Source organism: Amycolatopsis sp. NPDC051373, from assembly GCF_040689465.1.
Lineage (GTDB): Bacteria > Actinomycetota > Actinomycetes > Mycobacteriales > Pseudonocardiaceae > Amycolatopsis.
This window is the reverse complement of sequence record NZ_JBFBAE010000036.1, coordinates 1-20,266: the sequence shown is the minus strand read 5'-3', so window position 1 is coordinate 20,266 and position 20,266 is coordinate 1. Positions and strand designations below refer to the sequence as shown.

The 20,266-nt window shown below is 69.3% G+C and carries 23 protein-coding genes and 1 pseudogene; 11 read left to right on the top strand and 13 right to left on the bottom strand.

The features are described from left to right. Positions 1-3: 3 nt before the first annotated feature. Genes AB0383_RS43640 through AB0383_RS43630 form a run of 3 tightly spaced genes read right to left on the bottom strand, consistent with a single transcriptional unit; the run spans position 4 to position 3,291 of the window. Complete coding sequence (locus AB0383_RS43640) at positions 4-861, bottom strand: carbohydrate ABC transporter permease (protein ID WP_364175787.1); 858 nt, start codon at positions 859-861, stop codon at positions 4-6. A gap of 5 nt (positions 862-866) precedes the next feature. Next, complete coding sequence (locus AB0383_RS43635) at positions 867-1,868, bottom strand: sugar ABC transporter permease (protein WP_364175784.1); 1,002 nt, start codon at positions 1,866-1,868, stop codon at positions 867-869. 10 nt (positions 1,869-1,878) lie between these two features. Further along, positions 1,879-3,291 (bottom strand): extracellular solute-binding protein, encoded by a 1,413-nt coding sequence (locus AB0383_RS43630; protein WP_364175781.1) that lies wholly within the window; start codon positions 3,289-3,291, stop codon positions 1,879-1,881. A gap of 151 nt (positions 3,292-3,442) precedes the next feature. Between AB0383_RS43630 and AB0383_RS43625 the strand changes: the two genes are divergently transcribed. Genes AB0383_RS43625 through AB0383_RS43610 form a run of 4 tightly spaced genes read left to right on the top strand, consistent with a single transcriptional unit; the run spans position 3,443 to position 8,476 of the window. Next, positions 3,443-4,498 (top strand): zinc-binding alcohol dehydrogenase, encoded by a 1,056-nt coding sequence (locus tag AB0383_RS43625; protein ID WP_364175778.1) that lies wholly within the window; start codon positions 3,443-3,445, stop codon positions 4,496-4,498. Then, positions 4,498-5,295 (top strand): sugar phosphate isomerase/epimerase family protein, encoded by a 798-nt coding sequence (locus tag AB0383_RS43620; RefSeq protein ID WP_364175775.1) that lies wholly within the window; start codon positions 4,498-4,500, stop codon positions 5,293-5,295. Before AB0383_RS43625 ends, AB0383_RS43620 begins: the two co-directional genes overlap by 1 nt. Further along, positions 5,292-6,593, top strand: a complete 1,302-nt coding sequence (locus tag AB0383_RS43615; RefSeq protein WP_364175772.1) for a hypothetical protein — start codon at positions 5,292-5,294, stop codon at positions 6,591-6,593. The genes AB0383_RS43620 and AB0383_RS43615 overlap by 4 nt, the downstream gene beginning before the upstream one ends. Then, positions 6,590-8,476, top strand: coding sequence for a glycogen debranching N-terminal domain-containing protein (locus AB0383_RS43610; protein WP_366190325.1), 1,887 nt, complete (start codon positions 6,590-6,592; stop codon positions 8,474-8,476). The genes AB0383_RS43615 and AB0383_RS43610 overlap by 4 nt, the downstream gene beginning before the upstream one ends. 14 nt (positions 8,477-8,490) lie before the next feature. Here the strand turns inward: AB0383_RS43610 and AB0383_RS43605 are convergent, their stop codons facing one another. The 3 genes from AB0383_RS43605 to AB0383_RS43595 form a co-directional block, all read right to left on the bottom strand. Further along, on the bottom strand, positions 8,491-8,853 hold the full coding sequence (locus AB0383_RS43605) for a hypothetical protein (protein ID WP_366190324.1): 363 nt from the start codon (positions 8,851-8,853) through the stop codon (positions 8,491-8,493). Positions 8,854-9,020: 167 nt separating this feature from the next. Next, entirely contained in the window at positions 9,021-9,464 is a 444-nt protein-coding gene (locus AB0383_RS43600; RefSeq protein ID WP_364175765.1) for a DUF4383 domain-containing protein, read from the bottom strand. A gap of 838 nt (positions 9,465-10,302) precedes the next feature. After that, positions 10,303-10,482: a hypothetical protein gene (locus AB0383_RS43595; RefSeq protein WP_364175762.1), complete on the bottom strand. Its 180-nt coding sequence runs from the start codon at positions 10,480-10,482 to the stop codon at positions 10,303-10,305. An 83-nt stretch (positions 10,483-10,565) separates the two neighbouring features. On the opposite strand from AB0383_RS43595, the pseudogene AB0383_RS43590 reads away from it, so the two are divergent. Further along, positions 10,566-10,925, top strand: a pseudogene (locus AB0383_RS43590) (DUF6098 family protein); the annotation flags it as partial. Positions 10,926-10,967: 42 nt separating this feature from the next. On the opposite strand, the gene AB0383_RS43585 reads toward AB0383_RS43590, so the two are convergent. After that, on the bottom strand, positions 10,968-11,408 hold the full coding sequence (locus tag AB0383_RS43585; RefSeq protein WP_364175759.1) for an ATP-binding protein: 441 nt from the start codon (positions 11,406-11,408) through the stop codon (positions 10,968-10,970). A gap of 100 nt (positions 11,409-11,508) precedes the next feature. Next, positions 11,509-11,883 (bottom strand): STAS domain-containing protein, encoded by a 375-nt coding sequence (locus AB0383_RS43580; RefSeq protein ID WP_364175756.1) that lies wholly within the window; start codon positions 11,881-11,883, stop codon positions 11,509-11,511. A 192-nt stretch (positions 11,884-12,075) separates the two neighbouring features. Here AB0383_RS43580 and AB0383_RS43575 point away from each other — a divergent pair, with 192 nt between their 5' ends. Further along, positions 12,076-12,312, top strand: coding sequence for a hypothetical protein (locus tag AB0383_RS43575; RefSeq protein ID WP_364175754.1), 237 nt, complete (start codon positions 12,076-12,078; stop codon positions 12,310-12,312). A 537-nt stretch (positions 12,313-12,849) separates the two neighbouring features. Here AB0383_RS43575 and AB0383_RS43570 read toward each other — a convergent pair. The 4 genes from AB0383_RS43570 to AB0383_RS43555 form a co-directional block, all read right to left on the bottom strand. Beyond that, positions 12,850-13,092: an acyl carrier protein gene (locus AB0383_RS43570; protein WP_364175751.1), complete on the bottom strand. Its 243-nt coding sequence runs from the start codon at positions 13,090-13,092 to the stop codon at positions 12,850-12,852. Positions 13,093-13,190: 98 nt separating this feature from the next. Next, positions 13,191-13,607, bottom strand: a complete 417-nt coding sequence (locus tag AB0383_RS43565; RefSeq protein ID WP_364175749.1) for a DUF6292 family protein — start codon at positions 13,605-13,607, stop codon at positions 13,191-13,193. A gap of 297 nt (positions 13,608-13,904) precedes the next feature. After that, positions 13,905-16,181 (bottom strand): catalase/peroxidase HPI, encoded by a 2,277-nt coding sequence (katG, locus tag AB0383_RS43560; RefSeq protein WP_364175746.1) that lies wholly within the window; start codon positions 16,179-16,181, stop codon positions 13,905-13,907. Between the two features lie 25 nt (positions 16,182-16,206). After that, positions 16,207-16,632: a Fur family transcriptional regulator gene (locus AB0383_RS43555; protein ID WP_364175744.1), complete on the bottom strand. Its 426-nt coding sequence runs from the start codon at positions 16,630-16,632 to the stop codon at positions 16,207-16,209. A 167-nt stretch (positions 16,633-16,799) separates the two neighbouring features. Between AB0383_RS43555 and AB0383_RS43550 the strand changes: the two genes are divergently transcribed. From AB0383_RS43550 to AB0383_RS43540, 3 genes are all read left to right on the top strand, one after another. Next, the gene (locus AB0383_RS43550; protein ID WP_364175741.1) at positions 16,800-17,000 is read left to right on the top strand and encodes a DUF3072 domain-containing protein; all 201 of its coding nucleotides are present in this window, start codon (positions 16,800-16,802) and stop codon (positions 16,998-17,000) included. Positions 17,001-17,091: 91 nt separating this feature from the next. Then, entirely contained in the window at positions 17,092-17,232 is a 141-nt protein-coding gene (locus AB0383_RS43545; RefSeq protein ID WP_364175738.1) for a hypothetical protein, read from the top strand. A gap of 203 nt (positions 17,233-17,435) precedes the next feature. Continuing rightward, positions 17,436-18,227 carry an SDR family oxidoreductase gene (locus AB0383_RS43540; protein ID WP_364176407.1) on the top strand — a complete coding sequence of 264 codons (792 nt, stop codon included), beginning with the start codon at positions 17,436-17,438 and terminating at the stop codon, positions 18,225-18,227. 4 nt (positions 18,228-18,231) lie between these two features. Here the strand turns inward: AB0383_RS43540 and AB0383_RS43535 are convergent, their stop codons facing one another. After that, the gene (locus AB0383_RS43535; protein ID WP_364175735.1) at positions 18,232-18,474 is read right to left on the bottom strand and encodes a hypothetical protein; all 243 of its coding nucleotides are present in this window, start codon (positions 18,472-18,474) and stop codon (positions 18,232-18,234) included. A 958-nt stretch (positions 18,475-19,432) separates the two neighbouring features. Between AB0383_RS43535 and AB0383_RS43530 the strand changes: the two genes are divergently transcribed. Together AB0383_RS43530 and AB0383_RS43525 are read left to right on the top strand one after the other, a co-directional pair. Beyond that, the gene (locus AB0383_RS43530) at positions 19,433-19,582 is read left to right on the top strand and encodes a hypothetical protein (protein WP_364175733.1); all 150 of its coding nucleotides are present in this window, start codon (positions 19,433-19,435) and stop codon (positions 19,580-19,582) included. A gap of 132 nt (positions 19,583-19,714) precedes the next feature. After that, entirely contained in the window at positions 19,715-20,116 is a 402-nt protein-coding gene (locus AB0383_RS43525; protein ID WP_364175731.1) for a cupin domain-containing protein, read from the top strand. The last annotated feature ends 150 nt before the right edge of the window (positions 20,117-20,266 follow it).

Below are 20,266 nucleotides of genomic sequence, written 5' to 3'. Positions count from 1 at the left end.
CTCCTACCCCTTTTCCGCGCCACTGGTCAGGCCTTCGGCGAGCAGCCGTTCCGCCGCGAAGAACAGGATCACGATGGGGATCGTGAGTACGACCGACCCGGCCATCAGCACCGTCTTGGGCACCTCGAGCCCTCCGGCGAGCTGCGACAACCCGAGCGACACCGTCCACTTCGAGCGGTCCTCGACGAGGAACAGCAAAGCGAACAGGAACTCGTTCCACGCGATCATGAAGACGTATAGACCAGTGGCGACGATCGACGGCGCCGCGAGCGGCAGCGTGACCCGCCACATGGTCCCCAGCCGGCCGCAACCGTCGATCGCGGCGGCTTCTTCGATGCTCTCGGGGATGGTGCTGAGGTAGTTGCGCAGCATGTAGATCGACACAGGCAACGCCTGAGCCACATACACCACGAGCAGCCCCACCAGAGAGTCGCGCAGGCCCGCCTTGCTGAAGATCACGAACAGCGGGATCGCCAGAAGGATAGACGGGAACAGGTAGACGGCCAAGAACAGGAAGTGCACCTGCTTGCGTCCGGCGAAGCGCAGCCGGCTGGCCGCGTAGGCGCCCGGCAGCGACAACGCCAGGGTGACGATGACCGTGCCGACCGCCACCAGCGCCGAATTGCCGAGCAGGCTCAGCAGCCCGTCGCCGCCGGCGTCCACCGACTTGAGCACGGTCGTGTAGGTCGTGACGGTGAAGTCCGACAGTTTGGGCAGGATGTCACCCGGGTGCTGCAGCAGGGAGTCCTGCGACCGCACCGAAAGCAGCACCATGTAGTAGAAGGGGAACAGCGTCGCGATCGCCAGCAGCACGATCGTGACCCAGCGCAGCACCCCGAACAGCCGGGTTTCGAACGTCATGCGGTTCACGCGCGATCCTCCGGGGCGAAGAACTTCAGGTAGATGGCCAGGAACACGACCAGCACCGCGGCGAGGACCAGTGCCTGCGCGGCTGCGCCGCCGATGTCGAACTGCGCGGTGAGGAAGTCGTAGACGCGCACGCTCAGCACGTCGGTCCCCGCGCCGCCGCCGGTGAGCAGGTAGACGTCGTCGAACTTGTTGAACGTCAGGATGAACCGCAGCACCGACAGCAGAGCGAGCACGGGGTAGAGCTGCGGCAGCAGGATGTGGCGGAAGCGCTGCGTCGGCGTGGCCCCATCGACGAGCGCGGCCTCTTCCAGCTCCGACGGCACGGCCTGCAGCCGGGCCACGAGGAACAGGAACGTGAAGGGGAAGTAGCGCCAGCCCTCGAACGCGATCACCACCAGCAGCGCCAGCGGCAAGTGCACGTGCCAGCCGAAGAGCGAGATCGTCGAGGACTCCTGGCTGAGGAACGCCACGGGCTTGTCCCAGCCGAACAGGCTCTTGCCCCAGGCGTTGACCACGCCGAACTGGGGGCTGAGCATGATCTCCCAGACGAACGTGGCCGCCACCACCGGCGAGACGTAGGGCAGCAGCATCGCGCTGCGCAGGAATCCCCGTCCGCGGAACGGCTTGCGCAGAGCGAGCGCCGCGATGAGCCCCAGCGCGAGGGAGAGCACCGTGCCGCCAATGGTGTAGACCAGCGTGGTGACGAGCGAGCTCCACATGTCCGGGGAGCCGAGTACCTTCGCGAAGTTCTGCATTGTGAAGCGTCCGAAGATGCCTTCGCGTTGCAGGGTCGCGAGCCGTAGCCGCTGGAAAGCCAGCACGATCGTCCACACCACGGGCAGGACCACGACCACCAGCACGATGATCAGGGTCGGGGAGAGCAGGGCCAGTCCGGCCCTGCTCTCCTGCTGCCGCAGCGTGAGCGCTCGTCGCCGTGGGGGCCGTCCGGACGGCTTCGCGGGGGCGGGCCGGTTCCGTACGGTGTGCGCCGAGGTCATCCGCGTTTCCCTACTTCAGTGATTTCTGGATGTTCTGCACCGCGTCGCTCGCCTGCTTGGCCGCGCCGGCCGGGTCCACGTTGCCGCCGGTCATCGCGCTGACGGCCTTCGGCACGGGCAGCTCGGCCAGCGTCGCACCGGCCAGACCGCCCTGTCCCTGCGTGACGCCCCACTGCTGGAAGGTGTCCAAGCTGTTCTGCAGCGACTGGATCACCTCCGCCGGGTACACCGCGTTGAGCGGCTTCTTGGTGTCGGTGCCGACCTGCAGGCCGGACCACGCCTTCGTGAACTTGCCGGGCTCGTTCGCGGTACCCGTGCGCGCGGGGATCTTGCCCTGCGGTGCGAGGCCGAGCCAGCCGGCGTAGCCCTGGTCGAGCATGTAGCTCACGAACTTCTGGGCGTTCGCCGCGCGGTCGCCCTGCGTCACCACCCACGAGCCGAGCTCGCCGAAGTTCTGCGCGGCCGAGCCGTCGGGGCCCTTGATGGCCGTGACGAACCCGGTGTTCTTCGCGAGGAACTGCGGGTCGGCCTGGCACTGCGGGCAGCTGGGTGCGGCGTCCTTCTGCAGCCCGGCGAGCTGGGGCAGGAGGTAGGAGGACCACACCGTCATCGCGGCCTTGCCGGCGAAGTAGGTCGCGCGCGTCGAGTCGACGTTCTGGGCGCCGGGCACGGAGTAGTTGTGCACCAGGTCGTTGTAGAAGGAGAACGTGTTGACGCACGCCGGGCTGTCGAGCGTCACCTTCCCGCTCTGGTCGACGAGCTGGCAGCCGTTGCCCAGCGCGAAGTCCTCGAACGTCTGCTGCGTGAACGCGTCCCCGGGGTCGGTCGCGATGGAGATGCCCGCGACGCCGCCCGAGTTGAGCTTCTGCGCCGCTTGGCGGATCTTGTCGAACGTGTCGGGCGCGCCCAGGCCGGCCTTGGCGAAGAGGTCCTTGCGGTAGGCGAGCATCTGCGGCCAGCCGTCCGACGGCACCGCCAGCTGCTTGCCTGCGCTGGAGTCCATCTGCAGGGCGCGGGCCGAGAAGGTGCCGGCTCCCAGGTCCTTCACCACCGCCGCCGCGGCGTCGGTGTCGACGAGGTCGTTCACGGCCATCTCGTTGACGCCCGTGAGCGAGAGCCCGCCGACGACGTCGGGCAGGTTGCCCGCGGCCGCGGCGGAGGTGACCAGCTGGCTGAACTGGTCCTCGTCCAGACCGACGATCTTCACTTTCACGCCGGTCTGGGCGGTGAACTGGTCGGCGATCTTCTGTGCCGCGGCGACCCGGTCTGACTGGTTCTCCATGCTCCAGACCGTCAGCGTGCCATCGCCGCTGTCGTCGGAACCGGAGCCGCAGGCGGTCAGCGCGCCACCGGCCATCACCACGGCCGCCAGTGCGGCGGCCGATCGGACCGGGACTCTCGACCGTCCTCGTGCTGAAGACATCGGTGCTCCTTTGCGTCGTGCCTGGCGACGATCACAGCATCAGTTAGGCGTGAAAGCAAGACAAGTTATGTAGATTTTCTGGCATAAGTGGGGTAGCTTCTGCCGGGCAGATGGTCATAAATGATCGACAAGGTGGTCGGAGGAGGCCCTCGTGGGCACGGTGGTTCAGTTCGTTGGCCCTCGCCGGGTCGAGGCGGTCGAGACGGAGCCGGAGGAGTTGGGAGCCGGGGCGGTGCGCGTGCGCACGCTGTACTCGGGCATCTCGGCCGGCACCGAGCTGACGGCCTACCGCGGCACCAACCCGTACCTCACGCGGGTGTGGGATGAGCAGCGCCGGCTGTTCGTCGAGGGGGACGTGAGCCAGACGTACCCGGTTGTCGGCTGGGGCTACTCCGAGGTCGGCGAGGTCCTCGAGGTCTCGCCCGACGCGGTCGGCACGCAGGGGGCGCCGGCCGTGGGCGACGTCGTGTGGGGCATCTGGGGCCACCGCAGCGAGGCGATCGTGCCGGTGGCGAAGCTGGTCGACCACGTTGTGCCGGCCGGTCTCGAACCGCTGGCGGCGTCGTTCGCCCGCGTCGGCGCGGTGGCCCTCAACGGCGTCCTCGGCGCCGACGTGCACGTCGGCGAGACAGTCGCGGTGTTCGGGCAGGGCGTGATCGGCCTGCTCGCCACGAGGCTCGCGACGCTGAACGGCGGCCGGGTCGTGGCGTGCGACGCCATCGCGTCGCGGCTGGCGATCGCTTCGGAGTTCGGCGCGGTGGAGACCGTGGACGTGACCGCGGCCAGTGCGGCGGAAACCGTGCGCGAAGCCACCGGCGGCCGCGGCGCCGACGTTGCCATCGAGCTCAGCGGCACCTACCGCGCACTGCACGAAGCCGTCCGGACGGTCGGCGTCGGCGGGCGCGTGGTCGCCGCCGGCTTCTACCAGGGCGACGGCACCGGCCTGCGCCTCGGCGAGGAGTTCCACCACAACCGCGTCGAGATCGTCGCCTCGCAGATCGGCGGGGTGCCGTGGCGCCTGGCCGGGCGCTGGGACCAGGACCGGATGAACCGCACGTTCCTGCGGCTGGCCGCGGAAGGCGCCATCGACCCCGTCCGCCTCGTCACCCACCGCGTGCGCGTCGACGAGGTCGAACGCGCCTACGAACTGCTCGACGAACACCCGGCCGACGCACTGCAGGTCGTCCTCGACTACACGGAGAAGTGATGCTGAAACTCGCCTGCCAGGAACAGCTTTTGCCCGGCGACGACCTCGAGACCAAGTGGGACTTCGCGACCGCGGCCGGGTACGACGCCATCGAGCTGCGCGGCAAGAAGGATCTGGCGCTGGAAAAGCGCCTGCCGGAGCTGCACCGCGCCGCGCGCAACGGCGTCGTGATGCGCACGGTATGCGTGGACATGCTGCACTTCTTCGGCGCTTTCGACTCCGAGCTTCGTGCCGACGCGATCAAGCAGATGCGCTCCCAGCTGTCGGTGATCGCCGAGCTGGGCGGGATCGGGGCGATGACCCCGGCGTCCTACGGGATGTTCTCGCGCCGGCTGCCGCCGTTCGAGCCGCCGCGCTCCGAGGAACAGGACCGCGAGGTGCTGGTCGCGGGCCTGACCGAGCTGGGGGAGCACGCGAAGGCCGAAGGCGTGCTCCTGCTGTTGGAGCCGCTCAACCGGTACGAGGACCACATGGTCAACCGCCTCGAGCAGGCAGCGTCGCTCATCGACGAGGTGGGGCTGGACTCCGTGCGCATCGGCGCGGACACCTACCACATGAACATCGAGGAGGACGACCCCGCGGACTCGCTCGTGCGTTTCGCCCGCTACATCGGCCACGTGCAGGTCAGCGACTCGAACCGGCTGCAGCCCGGCGCCGGGCACCTCGACTGGCCGGCGGTGCTCGGCGCGCTGGCCGCCATCGGCTACGAGGGCGACCTTGCTCTGGAGAGCCGGCTGCGTGGCGAGCCCGCGGACGCGGTGGCCGGGGTGCCACCGTTCCTGCGACGGCTCGCATGACCGACGAGCTCGCCCGGCGGGCCCGCCGGATCCTGCTCGCCAACTGGCGCCGCGGATTCACCGTGCCCGCCCAAGGTCTTTACCCGCACCAGTGGAGCTGGGACTCGGCGTTCATCGCGCTGGGGCTTCGGCACCTGTCGGCCGTGCGCGCGCAACGCGAACTCGAGTCGCTCTTCGGCGCCCAGTGGACCGACGGGCGTGTGCCGCAGATCGTGTTCAACCCGGCGGTGCCCGCGGACGCCTACTTCCCCGGCCCCGATTTCTGGGGACCGGGCGCGCGCCACGCGTCGACCGGCCTGGTGACCTCGGGGCTCGTGCAGCCGCCGGTGCACGCGCTGGCCGCGTGGGAAGTGCACCTCGCCGACCCGTCCACTTCGGACCGCCGAGGTTTCCTGCGCCGGCTCTACCCGCGGCTGCGGCGCTGGCACGACTACCTGTTCACCCGCCGCGACCTGGGCGGTGACGGGCTCGTGAGCGTGGTGCACCCGTGGGAGTCGGGGTTGGACAACAGCCCGAGCTGGGATGAGCCGCTGGGCCGGATCGAGCCGGTGCCCACCTCGTCGTTCGTCCGCCGCGATCTCGGGCACGCCGGTGCGGGTGAGCGGCCGACCGACTTGGACTACGGCCGGTACGTGCGTCTCGCCGCCGACTACCGGGACGGCGGGTTCGCCGACGCGCTCGACGGCTGCGCCTTCGCCGTGGAAGACCCGCTGACGAACGCCGTGCTGGCCGCCGGCGAAGCGGCGCTCGCGGCGATGGCCGAGGAGATCGGCGCCGACCCGACGCCCCACCGGCGGCGCGCGGGCGCGATCACGAACTCGCTCGTGAGCCGGCTCTACGACCCGGTCGAGGGGATGTTCTTCGCCCGCGACGCGCACACGAAGTCGCTGCTGCGGCGCCGTACGGTCGGTGGTCTCGTGCCGCTGGTCGTGCCGGACCTGCCGGTGGTCGAGGAACTGCTGAAATCCGCGCGCGGCGAGCACTTCCGCCTCGGCGAGCTGAGCCCCGTGCCCAGTTACGACCTCCTCGCCGCCGATTTCGAACCGGCGCGCTATTGGCGGGGCCCGGCCTGGTTCAACACCGGCTGGCTCATCTGGCGCGGCCTGCGCGCCCAGGGCTACCACGAGGTCGCCGATCGGCTGCGCGAGGGCATGCTGGACTCGATCCGCGGCGCGGGCTTCCGCGAGTACGTGGACCCGCTCACCGGCGAGGGCCACGGCAGCGACGACTTCAGCTGGACCGCCGCGGTGGCGATCGACCTCCTCGCGGAACCGGCGGCGGACGGGCGGGCGGCATGAGCACGCACACCTCCGTGCGGGGCACGACGTTCCTCATCACGGGTGACACGGCCGACGTCGTGGCGGGTACTGAAGGCTTCTACGCCGAGGACACCCGGCACCTGTCGCGGTGGGAGTTCTCGACCGGGGATGCGCTGCGGGTGCTGAGCGCGGTGCGTGACCGGCAGTCGACGAGCGTGATCCTCAGCCCGGCCACGCCGCGGAACCAGGACGCCGCGTACAGCGTGTTCCGCGACCAGGCACTGGGTTCAGGCTCGCTCGTCGAAGAAGTCCGCGTGCGCAACCACCTCGCGGTGCCGGTCGCCGTGACGGTGGAGTTCCGGTTCGCGGCCGATTTCGCCGACCAGTTCGAGTTGCGTGGCACCGGTCAGTTCGAACGTCCGGGCCGGCACACGACGATCGTGCGCGAAAGCGGCGAGGTGCTGCTGGCCTACGAGCGGGACGACTATCGCAAGTGGACAGTGCTGCGATCCTCCGTTCCGGCCGCGTACGCCGGCGAACAGCTCAGCTGGACGCTCGACCTTCCACCGCACGGCGAAGTACCGCTGCGTCTCGAAGTGCTGGCCGGCGAAGGACAGCGCGTGCCGGTGTCCGGCGAACAGCCCGCGAGAGTGGCTGACGTGGCGCGTCGAGCTCGGCTGGACGTCGAGGAGTTCGTCGAGGGAGTGGACGTCCCGGCGCACGGGTGGCCCGAGCTGCGGGCGGCCGTTACGGCCGGGCTCGCCGACTTGGCGGACCTGCGCGTGCCCGCGCCGGGGCAGCCGGACCTGCGCATCCCGGGGGCCGGCGTGCCCTGGTTCCTGACCCTCTTCGGCCGGGACAGCCTCATCACTTCGATGTCGGCGCTGCCCTACCGGCCGGAGCTGGCGGGCGCGACCTTGCGCGCGCTCGCGGCGGTGCAGGGCCGCGTGGTCGATCCGGCTCGGATAGAAGAGCCGGGCAAGATCGCGCACGAGGTGCGGCAGGGAGAGCTGAGCCGCTTCGGGCAGACGCCGTACGGGCGGTACTACGGAACCGTCGATGCGACGCCGCTTTTCCTCGTGCTGCTGGGTGGTCACCGTCGCGTCGCGGGCGACGGCATGGCCATCGAACTGGAAAGTGCCGCGCGCGCCGCCGTTGACTGGATGTTCCACCACGGCGGCCTGGACGAGCACGGTTACCTGGTGTACCGCACGGACGGGCCCGGCCTCGTCCACCAATGCTGGAAGGATTCCGCGCGCTCGATCTGCTTCGCGGACGGTGAGCTCGCCGAGGGACCCATCGCGGTCTGCGAGGCGCAGGGCTACGCCTACGAAGCCCTGATCTCGACGGCTGAGCTCGCCCGCGAAGTGTGGCGGGACCCGGCGTACGCCGACCGGCTCACCGATCGCGCGGCCCGCCTGCGTGCCGACTTCGAGCAGGACTTCTGGCTGCGGGGCCAGGACTTCGTCGCCTTGGCCCTCGACGGCCGGCGCCGCCAGGTCGACGCGCTGGCCTCCAACGCCGGGCACGTGCTGTGGTCCGGGATCCTCCCCGACGGCCGCGCGCAGCAGGTCGGCAAGCGACTGACGGAGCCGAGGTTCTTCAGCGGCTGGGGCGTGCGCACGCTCGCGGAAGGGCAGGTGCCCTTCCACCCCGTCTCTTACCACAACGGCGGGGTCTGGCCCCATGATACGGCCATCGCGGTGGCGGGCCTGGCTCGCGCCGGACTCACCACGGAGGCCACGCACCTGGCCGAGGGTCTCGTCGCCGCGGCCGGGCACCAACCAGGCAACCGCCTGCCCGAGGTGATGGCCGGTTACGCTCGCGCGGAAACGCCGTACCCGGTTCGGTATCCACACTCGGCGTCACCGCAAGCGTGGGCGGCCGCGGCGCCGTTGCTCATCGCCACGTCGCTGGCCTAGTCCACAGTAGACTGTTATCGGCGGACGAACGTAGAGACCGCGCACAATGCGGCCCACCCCAGCGCGGCCGCCGCGGCTTTCGGCCGGGGTGACCGATCCGGCAGCCCCAGCCCGAACGCCGCCGCGTCGGCGGTGTCGGAGGCGACGCGCGCGGCGAGGGCGAGCCGCATCGGCTTGCCCTCGTCTGCGAACGCCATCGCCAGCCCGATCGCGATGTCACGGGCGCCCATCGCGGCGATCAGCGTGCGGGTGCCGGCCGGCACGGCACCGGACGCGGTCGTGAGCCCGCACGGTTTGGCCAGCGCCCGCGGGTAGACGATGGTAGTCAGGCCGTAGGCCGCGGTGGCGGCCCCGAGGACACGGGTCAGGACGGACATGGTCACCTCCGGTTGGCTGTTCCCCTGCGCGGCTGCGCCAGGTTTTCCCGGGTGGCGTGCTCACGCTGGTGACCGGCTTCGTCGCCGGTAGCCGGCGCGCTGGCGTTCGCCGGTTTCGTCGGTGGGTGCGCGTTTGTGCTGCCGTACACCGTCGGCCTCGTGGCCGGTTAGTCGCTCCGGTTGGGCGACGAAGGCGCCGTGTCGCGTTCGCGAGCGCGGTCGCCCGCGAGCGCCACGGCCAGCGCGACGAGCGAGGTAAGGCCGTGCAGCCAGTTGTCGGCGCCGTTGAGGTTCACCGGGTCGTCGTCGACTGTGCCGAACGTGGCCGACAGGATGCCGAACGCCGTGAGTCCGGCGAACGCGACGAACACGAACCAGCAGTAGCCGACGGCCCCGGAGGGCTTGCGTGCCGCGAGCAGGCCGAGCAGACCGACTGCGGTGTGCACGATGTTGAGGACCGTGCTGGAGCCGAAGATCCAGACCGTGCGGGACGGGGCGTGGCCGACGTGCGCGGTCTCCGGCACGAAGAACCCCGCCACGCCGAGCACGAGGTAGACCACCGCGACCACGAGGACGACCAGGCGTGGCCAGGAACGGGAAAACTCAGCCATGCTGCCTCCTTTCGAGTGCTGCGGTTACCCGGCACGAGGGCGCTTACACACTTGTGTCGAGTAACCGTCGGGCCACGTGGTTCTCCGCGTTGATGCGCTCCATGGCCAGGGAGCGCAGCTCCAACACCGGCCATTCCGACTTGGTCCGCGGCAGCTCGAGGAAGTTGTGCCGCGGGCGCGGGCAGGTGGTCGCCCGCTTCCACCACCTCGCTGAAGCGGTAACTCTTCACCACGCGGCGTGTGTCCACAAAGGATGAGCAAGGCAACTGGTCTGAAACACAAGCCGACGTCGGCGCGTCGGTCGGGAAGGCACGTCACGCTGACCGTCGTCCCTGACCCCACGTCCGTTGACAACGTTCAGCCAAAGAGCCTTTGGCTGCTAGTCGCGGACGCTGCGCTCGCGTAGTGTCACGATCGCGAGCCCGGGGTTCCCAGACCTCGGGTCACCGGGCGCGCCCGCCTCCGAGCGGCTTCCGGCGAGTCCACTGTCGAAGTCCTGCCGCTGCGGTTGGCACCGACTTTCGGGATCGTGATCCCGCCCCCATTCGCGCGCCCGGCGTGGTCGCAACGGGTTCGGTCGCGCTCCTGGGAATCGGCTCGGCGGGCTTCGCGGCGTGCGTGGCTAATTTCGTTTCCCTGCCACGAGACCTACGATTCGCTCGCCGGTGTGATCGTGTTCCTGGTCTGGCTCTGGATCTCGAACATCGCGGTGCTGGACGCCTCGCCCCGGGCGCCGGCTCGAGGTGCGGCGTCGCCCGGGGGGCGAGTAGTTCCTGCCGCCGCACGACACGAAGGAGATGGACGCCGACGAAGGCGCGGCCGTCGCCAAAGAGGGGAGTCAAGTTCGGTCGCGACGGCGCTCGCGCTGTTCGCCGATCACGCTTTGGCCCGTGCCCTCGGCGTCATCGACGTCCCTCGGCGGGCGACCTTCTCCCGGGTCGTACAGGGAGTCGTCCTCGCGGCCCGGGTCGGGCGTCGTCGGGCGGGCGATGTCGGGCTGATCGGTACCGTCGCGCATGTCCCGGGCTTACCCGGTCGTGGGTTTGCCGAACCACCGTGTTTCGCGCGCGGTCGCCTGGGTAACGGGGCAGCAGGACTCGCATCGGCACGGACCTGCCGACGGTCTACGACCTCGCGGGCTTGGCCTGCCTGTTGGAGACCGAAGGTGGCGACGACTTGTATGTGCGCTGGTCGCGAGGCCCCGACACGGACCTCGCCGACGGCGACCGCGATCCCACAAGTCTCGACGGCCTCACCGGCATCTCGCTGCCGGGCCTGTCGGCGAACCCGCTGCGGACGGAGTCCTGGTGGCGTGACCGCTCCGTACGGCTGTGGCTCGCCCGCCGGCTGTACGACTAGGGGCACCTGCGTGACCTGCGCGGCCCGGGCGTGCGTCCCTGGGTGCTGCGGGGCCGCGAGATCGCCCGCGGGCCCGACAACGAGCCCCTGGTCGTCGACGCCCAGCTGGCGGCTTCTGCGCGCGGTGACAGTGGGCTGCTCGGGTCAGCTCGTGCCGAGGGCCTCGGGCAATGTCAGGTACCAAGTCATGGTCACGGTGGTGCCCACGTCGGTGGGAGCGAGGATGATGTGGTCGGAGAGAGCGCGCATGATGGTGAGGCCACGCCCGTAACACTGGTCTGGGTCCCTGGTGGATGGTTGCCAGCGGCCGTCGTCGGTGACGGTGACCCGGATCAGGTCATCCTGGTGGCGTGCATTCAGCTCGACGGTGCCGCTGATGCCGGCGGGGTAGGCGTGGCTGGCCGTGTTGATCAGTGCCTCGTAGGTTGCCAGCTCGATATCGTGGGCGAGATCCCCTGTCAGGCGGTGGGCCCTGAGCCAGCCGGCCAGAGAATACCGCATGAGCGTCACGTCGTCGGTGCGCGCGGGTAGGCGCACCGACAACTCGGCCTTCGCTGCAGCGGCGTGGCTGCCGGTCACAGACATGGGCACCACCTCGCGCGGTCGCGGCCCGGCCTGCCGGGTCTTGTCTGCGGCATACCCGCGCCCGCCCGAGATACACCCGTCCTGTGTCGCGCGTTGCGAGTCAGGTGTCGTCAGCGGCTAGAGCGTCGGCCACTGACGAATACAGGGCGAACCGCTGGTGGAGTCCGACCAACCGCAGGGTGCGGTCCAGTTGGCGCTCGACCGCCAGGCGGAGGCTGGTGCGCTCACCAGCGGCTTGGTGTACCTCGGCCAGGGCCGCGAGCGCGATCGAGGAGATGAAGCTGACTGCGGTCAGGTCGACCACCAGGACTTCGGGTGTGGTCTTCAGCGCATCGTGGATCGCCGCCTGGAGCAGGGGCGCGGTGAGCGCATCGAATTCGCCGCGTGCCGTGAGCACCACAGCCGAACCCTCACCGCGGAGGCTGACGCTCGTCTCGCCGGCGCCAGGCGTGGGGTAGCGATCGGATGCCTGCATTGCCCGATCGTCTCGCAGCCACCGTTACGGTGCACCACCTTCGGGCGTTGAGATGTTCACTCGCGTGTCGGGGGCGCAGCGGGCCGCGCCGGGCATCGAGTGCGATCGGGCCAGGCGGGTTCGAGGTGTCGAGTGACGGAATCGGGGTAGCCGAGGTCTGAGGCCATCGGAAACGAAACCCGAGGAGTGATCGTGACCAGCAGCGAAACCGATCAGGTCACCGGTACACAGGACAAGGACTACAACATCATCTGGTTCGTGGAGGCGTGTCTGAGCAACGCACTGCGAATGGAGTCCTACATCGCCGATGCCGACCGCACGGGCGACCGCGAGCTGGCCGCCTTTTTCCGCCGTGCCCAGGAGGAAAGCCGGAAGGGTGCGGAGCAGGGCAAGAAACTGCTCGCCCAACGGCTCGGTGCCGCGAGTTGACTCGCAACCCAGTCCAGTACGGTGTCCGCTGAACAGCGACGAACCGGTCCCGCCCGGCCGCTGGTGACGCGGGCGAGATGGTGGGCGCCGGCGCCTCGACGTTGATCATCCAACCTGACCTGTTACCTGATCATGCCGCGGATACGCGCGAAAATTCCGTCAGGTTGCTTCGGCGGCCAGTTCCTGTCCCAAGACGAATACGGCGTGAAGAACCTGTCGTGCCCAAGCGGCTGAGGCTGCGTTCGAGACGAGCGCCCGAGCGCGGCCGAGGAAACGACGCGGGACCTCACTCAGATTGAGCGCCAGCGTCGGAGCCCCTCGGCCGCGGCCGCGCCAAGACCGAGGGCATGTCGAGCTTCGAACCGAATCCGGACGGCGACCCGGCCGCACTCGACGCACCCACCAGCGTCGACCTACGCGCCGCGACAGCGCCGCGGTGGTGCCGGCCGCTCACAGCGAGCACGCGGCCACCGGCTGAGCCGGCGGCCGTGCGCAGCTGCTCCGCCCTCGCCTCGTAGGACGAACGGCCGGGTGACCTCAGGTGACGGCCGGGCCCGATTCCGAGCTGCCGGACAGCTCTTTGATGAATTCGTGACACTGCTTGGCGCGTGCCGAGTCTTCCTTCATGACTGTGCGGAAGAAATCGGCGATTTCCTGCTTGCCCGCGTTGTCCGCGTCCCTGACGTACTGGCCGTAGTCGTGTCCTGCCTTCAGGGCGTGGTACTGCACAGACACCAGGTCGTAGGTGACGTCGTCGAATCCGGTTTCGCCGGTGGCCATGATGTCTCCTCTCCGGAACTTGCTCGTGCGGTGGCTGATACCGCTGTGTTGGTGGAGTACCCGCGCGGTGGCGGCCGACACGGCGGGCCACGTAAACTTCAGCGCCTGATCGGCGTTTGGGCAAGTTCCGGCTGCCGCGACGGGTGGGCCGCATCTTCCGAAGGCATCATCGATGCCGTCGCGGCTGCCTGTGCCCGCTTCTGCAGCTCGTTCTGGAGGCGGCGCGCGACTCGCTCCGGGGCCGGGCGGACCGGTTCCGGCCACACGGCAACGATCACAGGTGGTTCGTCGCTTTCGGGCTCGAGTGCGAGTCGCCAGCCCTCGTCGCTGCTCCACGCGAGCATCAGGAGCCGCCCGGGCCAAGCGCGCGACGTGTCGGCGAGCGCGACGTACGCGGTTGAGGGCGTGCCGCACTCGCAAAGCACCGCTGTCGCCTCCACTCCCACCTGCTCAGCGACCGACTCTATGTAGTGACGCAGCAGCAGTTCTTCTCGATACGTGGGCTCCGGTTTCACCGAACACCACCACCTTCGCGTAAGCCTGCCCCGCAGATGGAAGCACCGTGCGCGGGCTGGATTCCCACAGGCGGAGACGTGAAACCAACGCCTTGACGGCCGACACGGTGGCGGGCGGGGCCGGGTGCTGGGCTTTCCCTCTATGAGAATGAAACCTGATCGCCCAGGGGAACCGCATCGTCATCGAGGTCCTTCGGCCTCTCGGCGCGCGATCACCGGGAGCAGGACCTCGGGCTCTGGACAGCGAACAGCCCGGCCGATCCACTCGGGACCGGCCGGGCTGTCCGTTGCTCAGCCTCAGGCGAGGTCGAACCGGTCCAGTTCCATGACCTTCGTCCACGCTGCGACGAAGTCGGCGACGAACTTGTCGCGGGCGTCTTCGCTGGAGTAGACCTCGGCGAGGGCACGCAGCTGCGAGTTGGAGCCGAAGATGAGGTCGACGGCGGTGGCCGTCCACTTCAGCTCGTCGGTTGCGGTGTCGCGGATCTCGTACACGTTCTCGTCCGACTCCGAGGCCTTCCAGCGGGTGCCGGGGGCCAGGAGGTTGGTGAAGAAGTCCTGGGTCAGCACGCCGGGGCGGTCGGTGAGGACACCGTGCTGGGCGCCGTCGACGTTGGCGCCCAGGGTGCGCAGGCCGCCGATCAGGACGGTCATCTCGGGGGCCGTCAGGTTGAGCATGTAGGCGCGGTCGACGAGCAGCACCTCGGGCTGGAGCTTCTCGCCGGCGCGCAGGTAGTTGCGGAAGCCGTCGGCGCGCGGCTCCAGGACCGCGAAGGACTCGACGTCGGTCTGCTCCTGGGTGGCGTCCGTGCGGCCGGGGTGGAACGGCACGGTCACCTCGACGCCCGCGTCGTGCGCGGCCTTCTCGACGGCGGCCGAACCGGCCAGCACGATGAGGTCCGCGAGCGAGATCTTCGCGCCGCCGGCCTCGTTGAACTCGCGCTGGATGCCCTCGAGCTTCTCGAGCACCGCCGCGAGCTGATCGGGCTGGTTGACCTCCCAGCCGCGCTGCGGCTCGAGGCGGATCCGCGCGCCGTTGGCGCCACCGCGCTTGTCGGTGGAGCGGAAGCTCGCGGCCGACGCCCACGCCGTGGTCACCAGCTGCGCGGTGGTGAGCCCGGACTCGAGCACCTTCGCCTTGAGGTCCGCGATGTCGGCGTCGGCCACGAGATCACCCTCGACGGCCGGCACCGGGTCCTGCCACGGCTGCGGCTCCGGGACCCACGGGCCCAGAAAACGGCTGACCGGGCCCATGTCACGGTGCAGCAGCTTGTACCAGGCCTTGGCGAACGCCAGCGCGAACTCGTCCGGGTTCTCGAGGAAGCGGCGCGAGATCTCGCCGTAGGTCGGGTCGAAGCGCAGTGCCAGGTCGGTGGTGAGCATGGTCGGCTTGTGCTTCTTGTTCGGGTCGAACGGGTCCGGGATGATCTCCGGCGCGTCCTTGGCGACGTACTGCTTGCCACCGCCGGGGCTCGTCTCGAGCTCCCACTCGTAGGCGAAGAGGATCTCGAAGAAGCGGTTGCTCCACTCCGTCGGCTTGTCGGTCCAGGTGACCTCGAGGCCGCTGGTGATCGTGTCGCCGCCCTTGCCGCTGGCGTGGGTGCTGAGCCAGCCGAGGCCCTGCGCCTCGAGTTGCGCGCCCTCGGGCTCGGGGCCGACGTGGTCGTCGGCCACGCCTGCGCCGTGGGTCTTGCCGAAGGTGTGACCGCCGGCGATCAGCGCGACGGTCTCCTCGTCGTTCATCGCCATCCGCGCGAAGGTTTCGCGGATGAAGTGCGCCGCAGCCATGAAGTCCGCGCTGCCGCGGGGGCCTTCGGGGTTGACGTAGATGAGGCCCATCTCGGTCGCGCCGAGTTCGGGCACCATCGCGGAGTCGGTGGCGTAGCGCTCGTCGCCCAGCCAGTCGTCCTCGGGGCCCCAGTAGATCTCCTCGGGCTCCCAGGTGTCCACGCGGCCGAAGCCGAACCCGAAGGTCTTGAAGCCCATGGACTCGAGCGCGACGTTGCCGGCGAGCACGAGCAGGTCGGCCCACGAGACCTGCTGGCCGTACTTCTGTTTGACCGGCCACAGCAGGCGGCGGGCCTTGTCGAGGTTGGCGTTGTCGGGCCAGCTGTTGAGCGGAGCGAAGCGCTGCGCGCCGTCACCGGCGCCCCCGCGCCCGTCGTGGATGCGGTAAGTGCCCGCAGAGTGCCAGCTCATGCGGATCATCAGGCCGCCGTAGTGCCCGAAGTCGGCCGGCCACCAGTCCTGCGAGGTCGTGAGGGCCTCGGTGATGTCGTGCTTGAGGGCGTTGACGTCGAGCTTCTCGAACTCCTTGGCGTAGCTGAAGTCCGGTGCCAGCGGGTTGCTCTTGGATGAGTGCGCGTGCAGCACCGACAGGTCGAGCTGGTTGGGCCACCAGTCCCGGTTCGTGCGCGGGCGGCCGCCTGTCTTCGGGCGCGGCGAGTCGATCGCCGGGTTCTCGCTCTCGCTGCCGTGCGAGGTCACGGAGTCGTGTGCGACCGGGCAACCCTCGGCCGCCTTCTTGTCCACCCCCTGCGCGCTCGACGGGGTGTTTTCCGGGGTGTCGGTCATGTGTTTTGCCTTCCGAGTTCGCGGATCACTGGTTGTGGCGTTCTGCCGAACAGTCGGGGCAGGTACCCCAAAAGACGACCTCCGCTTCGTCGATCGCATAACCGTGGTCGTCCGAAGCGGTGAGGCAGGGGGCGGCGCCGACGGTGCAGTCGACATCGGCTATCGCGCCGCACGAGCGGCACACGACGTGGTGGTGGTTGTCGCCCACCCGGGACTCGTAGCGGGCGTTCGCGCCGGCGGGCTGGATGCGACGCGCCAGGCCGCTGTCGGTGAGCGCCCGCAGCACGTCGTAGACCGCTTGGTGCGAGACCGTCGGAAGTTCGTCGCGCACCAGTGCGATCACCGTCTCGGTGTCCACGTGCGGGTGATCGCGCAGCGCCGCGAGCACGGCCAGTCGCGGCCGTGTCACGCGCAATGAGGCCGAGCGCAGCTGCCCCTCGAAGTCAGCCATCACACAGGCACCGTAGGACCGAGACTGGAACGGGTCAAATCAGGTTTGCTCACGGTTTCGCGGGTACCCGGCGGCGTCGCTGATCATTCCGGGTTCATTCGGACGGCGGTTGCCGCACACCCGGGGTACGGTCGGTGCATGCGAACACCTGTTCGAATGGAGGAGTGATGACGGACCAGGTTGACCAGAACCCGCAGAAGGATCCGAGCGACTGGACGACCGGCGACGAGCCCATGACCGGGCCGCAGAAGTCGTACCTGCAGACGCTGGGACAGGAGGCCGGGGTCGAGGTGTCCGACGACCTCACCAAAGCGCAGGCCTCGGAACGGATCGACGAGCTGCAGCGCACCACGGGCCGCGGAGCGTGAGGTACCGGCGCGGGTCCACCGGTGGTGGGCCCGCGCCCGCCTTCGGCTGACCCCGCGTTTGCCGGGCTCAGGGGCGGGTAGCCGACGGAACATGACCGATCCCGAACGCGACGCCGATACGACGCTCGACCGTGAACTCACGGGTTCGGGCGACCTGACCCCCGAGGACCAGCGCGAGCTCGCCGAACGCGAAGCCGCCGGCGACCACGAAGTCAGCCGCGAGCGCAACTGAGCGCCGACTCGCCGAGCGGGCGGATGAGGACGCCGCGCAGACCGTCGAACCCAGATCGTCGCCGGCACCGCCACCGGCCGCACTCGGAACGGGAGCCTGCTGCCCGATGTCGTCGGTGCCAACGCAGGTGCATTTGACAATGAAAGGAGCCGGCCGTGTCCCAGCCCGCTCAGCAGCAGAGCCCACCCGGGTCGACCGGGGAGATGACCCCGCGGCCCGATCACGGCGAGCACACCTACCGCGGCTCCGGGAAGCTGACTGGCAAGGCCGCGTTGATCACCGGCGCGGACAGCGGCATCGGCCGCGCGGTGGCGATCGCATACGCGCGTGAAGGCGCCGACGTGCTGATCTCCTACCTGGACGAGCACGAGGACGCCGAGGAGACCCGCCGCTGGGTCGCCGAAGCCGGGCGCAAGGCCGTGGCCGTTCCCGGTGACATCGCGGATCCGGCGCACTGCCGGGCGCTGGTGGCTCGGACGGTCGAGGAGTTCGGCCGGCTCGACGTGCTCGTGAACAACGCGGCGTTCCAGATGACCCACGAGACGCTCGAAGAGATCTCGGACGAGGAGTGGGACCACACGCTCGCCACGAATCTCAGCGCCTACTTCCACCTCGTCAAGGCGGCCCTGCCGCACCTGAAGCCCGGTGCGGCGATCATCGGCAGCTCGTCGGTCAACTCCGACAACCCGACTCCGCAGCTGCTGCCCTACGACGTGACGAAGGCGGGCGTCGCGAACATGACGGCGGCCCTGGCGCAGTTGCTGGGGCCTCGGGGGATTCGCGCCAACAGCGTCGCTCCGGGTCCGATTTGGACACCGCTGATCCCGTCCACGATGCCCGAGGAACAGGTGAAGAGCTTCGGCGAGCAGGTGCCACTGGGCCGCGCCGGCCAGCCAGCCGAACTCGCCCCGGTCTACGTCCTGCTCGCCTCCGACGACGGCAGCTACGTGTCCGGCGCGCGCGTCGCGGTGACAGGCGGCGTGCCGATCCTCTGACCCGTCAGGCTCCGCGCTCGCCGACCGCCGTGGTGAGCGTCGCCGCGATCAGCTCGAGGTCGCGATTGCCGGGTTCACCGGCGTCGCCGAGTCGGCGGCGCAGCTCGGAGCGGGTGACCACGTCACTCGCCGGGCGTCCCGCCGTCGGCGGTTCGACCCGCAGACGTCCTTCGGTCAGCACGAGCACCGGTTCGGCGAGCGAAGCCGCCAGCAGCTCGCGCAGATCGTCGACAGTCACCTTCCTCATCGGGCTCCTCCCGCTCGTCGGGCTCGTAACTCGCGTGGGTCTTCGCACGCGCTGTCGATGAACTCCGCGCGGGGCGGGAGGCGCCGCCCGGCTCTTCCCGCCCGGCCGCGTCAGGAAACCGCCGGGCCGGAGCTGGAGCTGCCCGAGGGCTCCTTCATGTACTCGTGGCACTGCTTCGCCCGGGCCGAGTCCTGCTCCATCACACGGCGGAAGAAGTCGGCGATGTCCTGGCGGCCCGCGTTCTCCGCGTCACGGACGTATTGGCCGCATCGGCCGCGGTCCCGTGATGCTCGCGCACCAGTGGCAAGGCCCCTATCGGGACACGTCCCGCTGGTCCGGCGGCAGCACGTACCGCCCGGAACCCGAGTCAACAGATCAAATTGAAGGCACCGAAGGCCGGTCGTATCGCGGGTCAGACCCGCGCGCCGGACGCCATCTGATCATCCTTACAGTCTTATTGGGTGGCCAGGCGTCGCCATTGTGTGAGCAGGGGGAAGCGGCGTTCGCCACGTTGCGTCGGAGGTCACCAGTTCGCGTACCTTCGTCGCTTTGCCAGACAAAGGATTCCGGATCGGCGGCGGCGCGATCCGGGTCCGTTTGCTCGGCCACCCGTCGCCGCCGCCGCGGGAGGTGCCCCCGGGCCGGCTGCGGAAATCACGTGTCGCGATGTTTGTCCGGCCAAACAAGGTGCCATCACTCGATTCGCCGCTGAACCACAGCCAAGGAAGAGGCGCAGGCCGCATCGAACTTGCGCGTGGTCCGGCTCCAGCGACACCGAGCGGATCGTGGGCGGCGAGGCACCCGGCGCGAGCAGCTGCGGTGCGCGGATGGGTGCCCGATGGGTATTCCAGGGCAAGTTCGCCGACCCCCGTAAGATTCCCCCCTTGGTTTACGCCAATCGAAGTGACGACGGCGGCCAACGGTACAAGCCGCAGCCCCACGGTGATTGGAGCCAGCCATGCCGGTGGAGACCACCGAACGGAATTTCGACCCGGACGACCCGGAATACTTCATCGCCCAGATCGCTCGCGACCGCGAAGCTGCGCCCGCTGACCCGGCCTCGCCAGGGGCCGAGTCGGACGACGCCGGCAGCGAGTCACAGCGATGACGACGGGGAGTCACCATGGGCGACATAACGCCTCCGCCACTGACGATCGTGCAACCGGGGGAGGGAAAGGAGGGGGATCTCGGAGATATCGGAGTGGCCTTCAAGCTCTGGAGCCACGAGACAGGAGGTGCTGTGTCGATCGTGGAACACCCGTTCCCCGTCGGTGCACTGGTCGCTCCGCACCTGCACACCCGTGAGGACGAGTACTCGATCGTGACCGAAGGGGAGATCGGTTTCCGATCAGGCGATCGCGAGGCCGTACTCGGCGCGGGTGGATACATCGCCAAGCCACGCGGAGAACTTCACACGATGTGGAACGCGGGCAAGATACCCGCGCGGATGATCGAGGTGATTGCCCCGGGCGGCTTCGAAGGGTTCTTCCATGCCCTGTCGGACCTGATTGCAGGCAGCCCGCCCGCCGAAGGGGAGATGGCACGGCTCGCGGCCGAGTACGGACTGGAGTTCGCCACCCCCGATTGGCTGCCAGACGTCATCGCCCGGTATGGGCTCAAACCACCGCCAGGCCGCAATTAGCCCCGCCGCAGTGGGCGCCGCCGCCGCGTGCTGCCTACAGCCGAGGAGTCGACCGGCGGCGGCAGCCGAGGTCGAGGAATCCCGTCCCGTCACCGAGCCCGTGCACGCGCTCGGTCGAACATCCGGAGGAAATGTCATGAGCATGCAGAA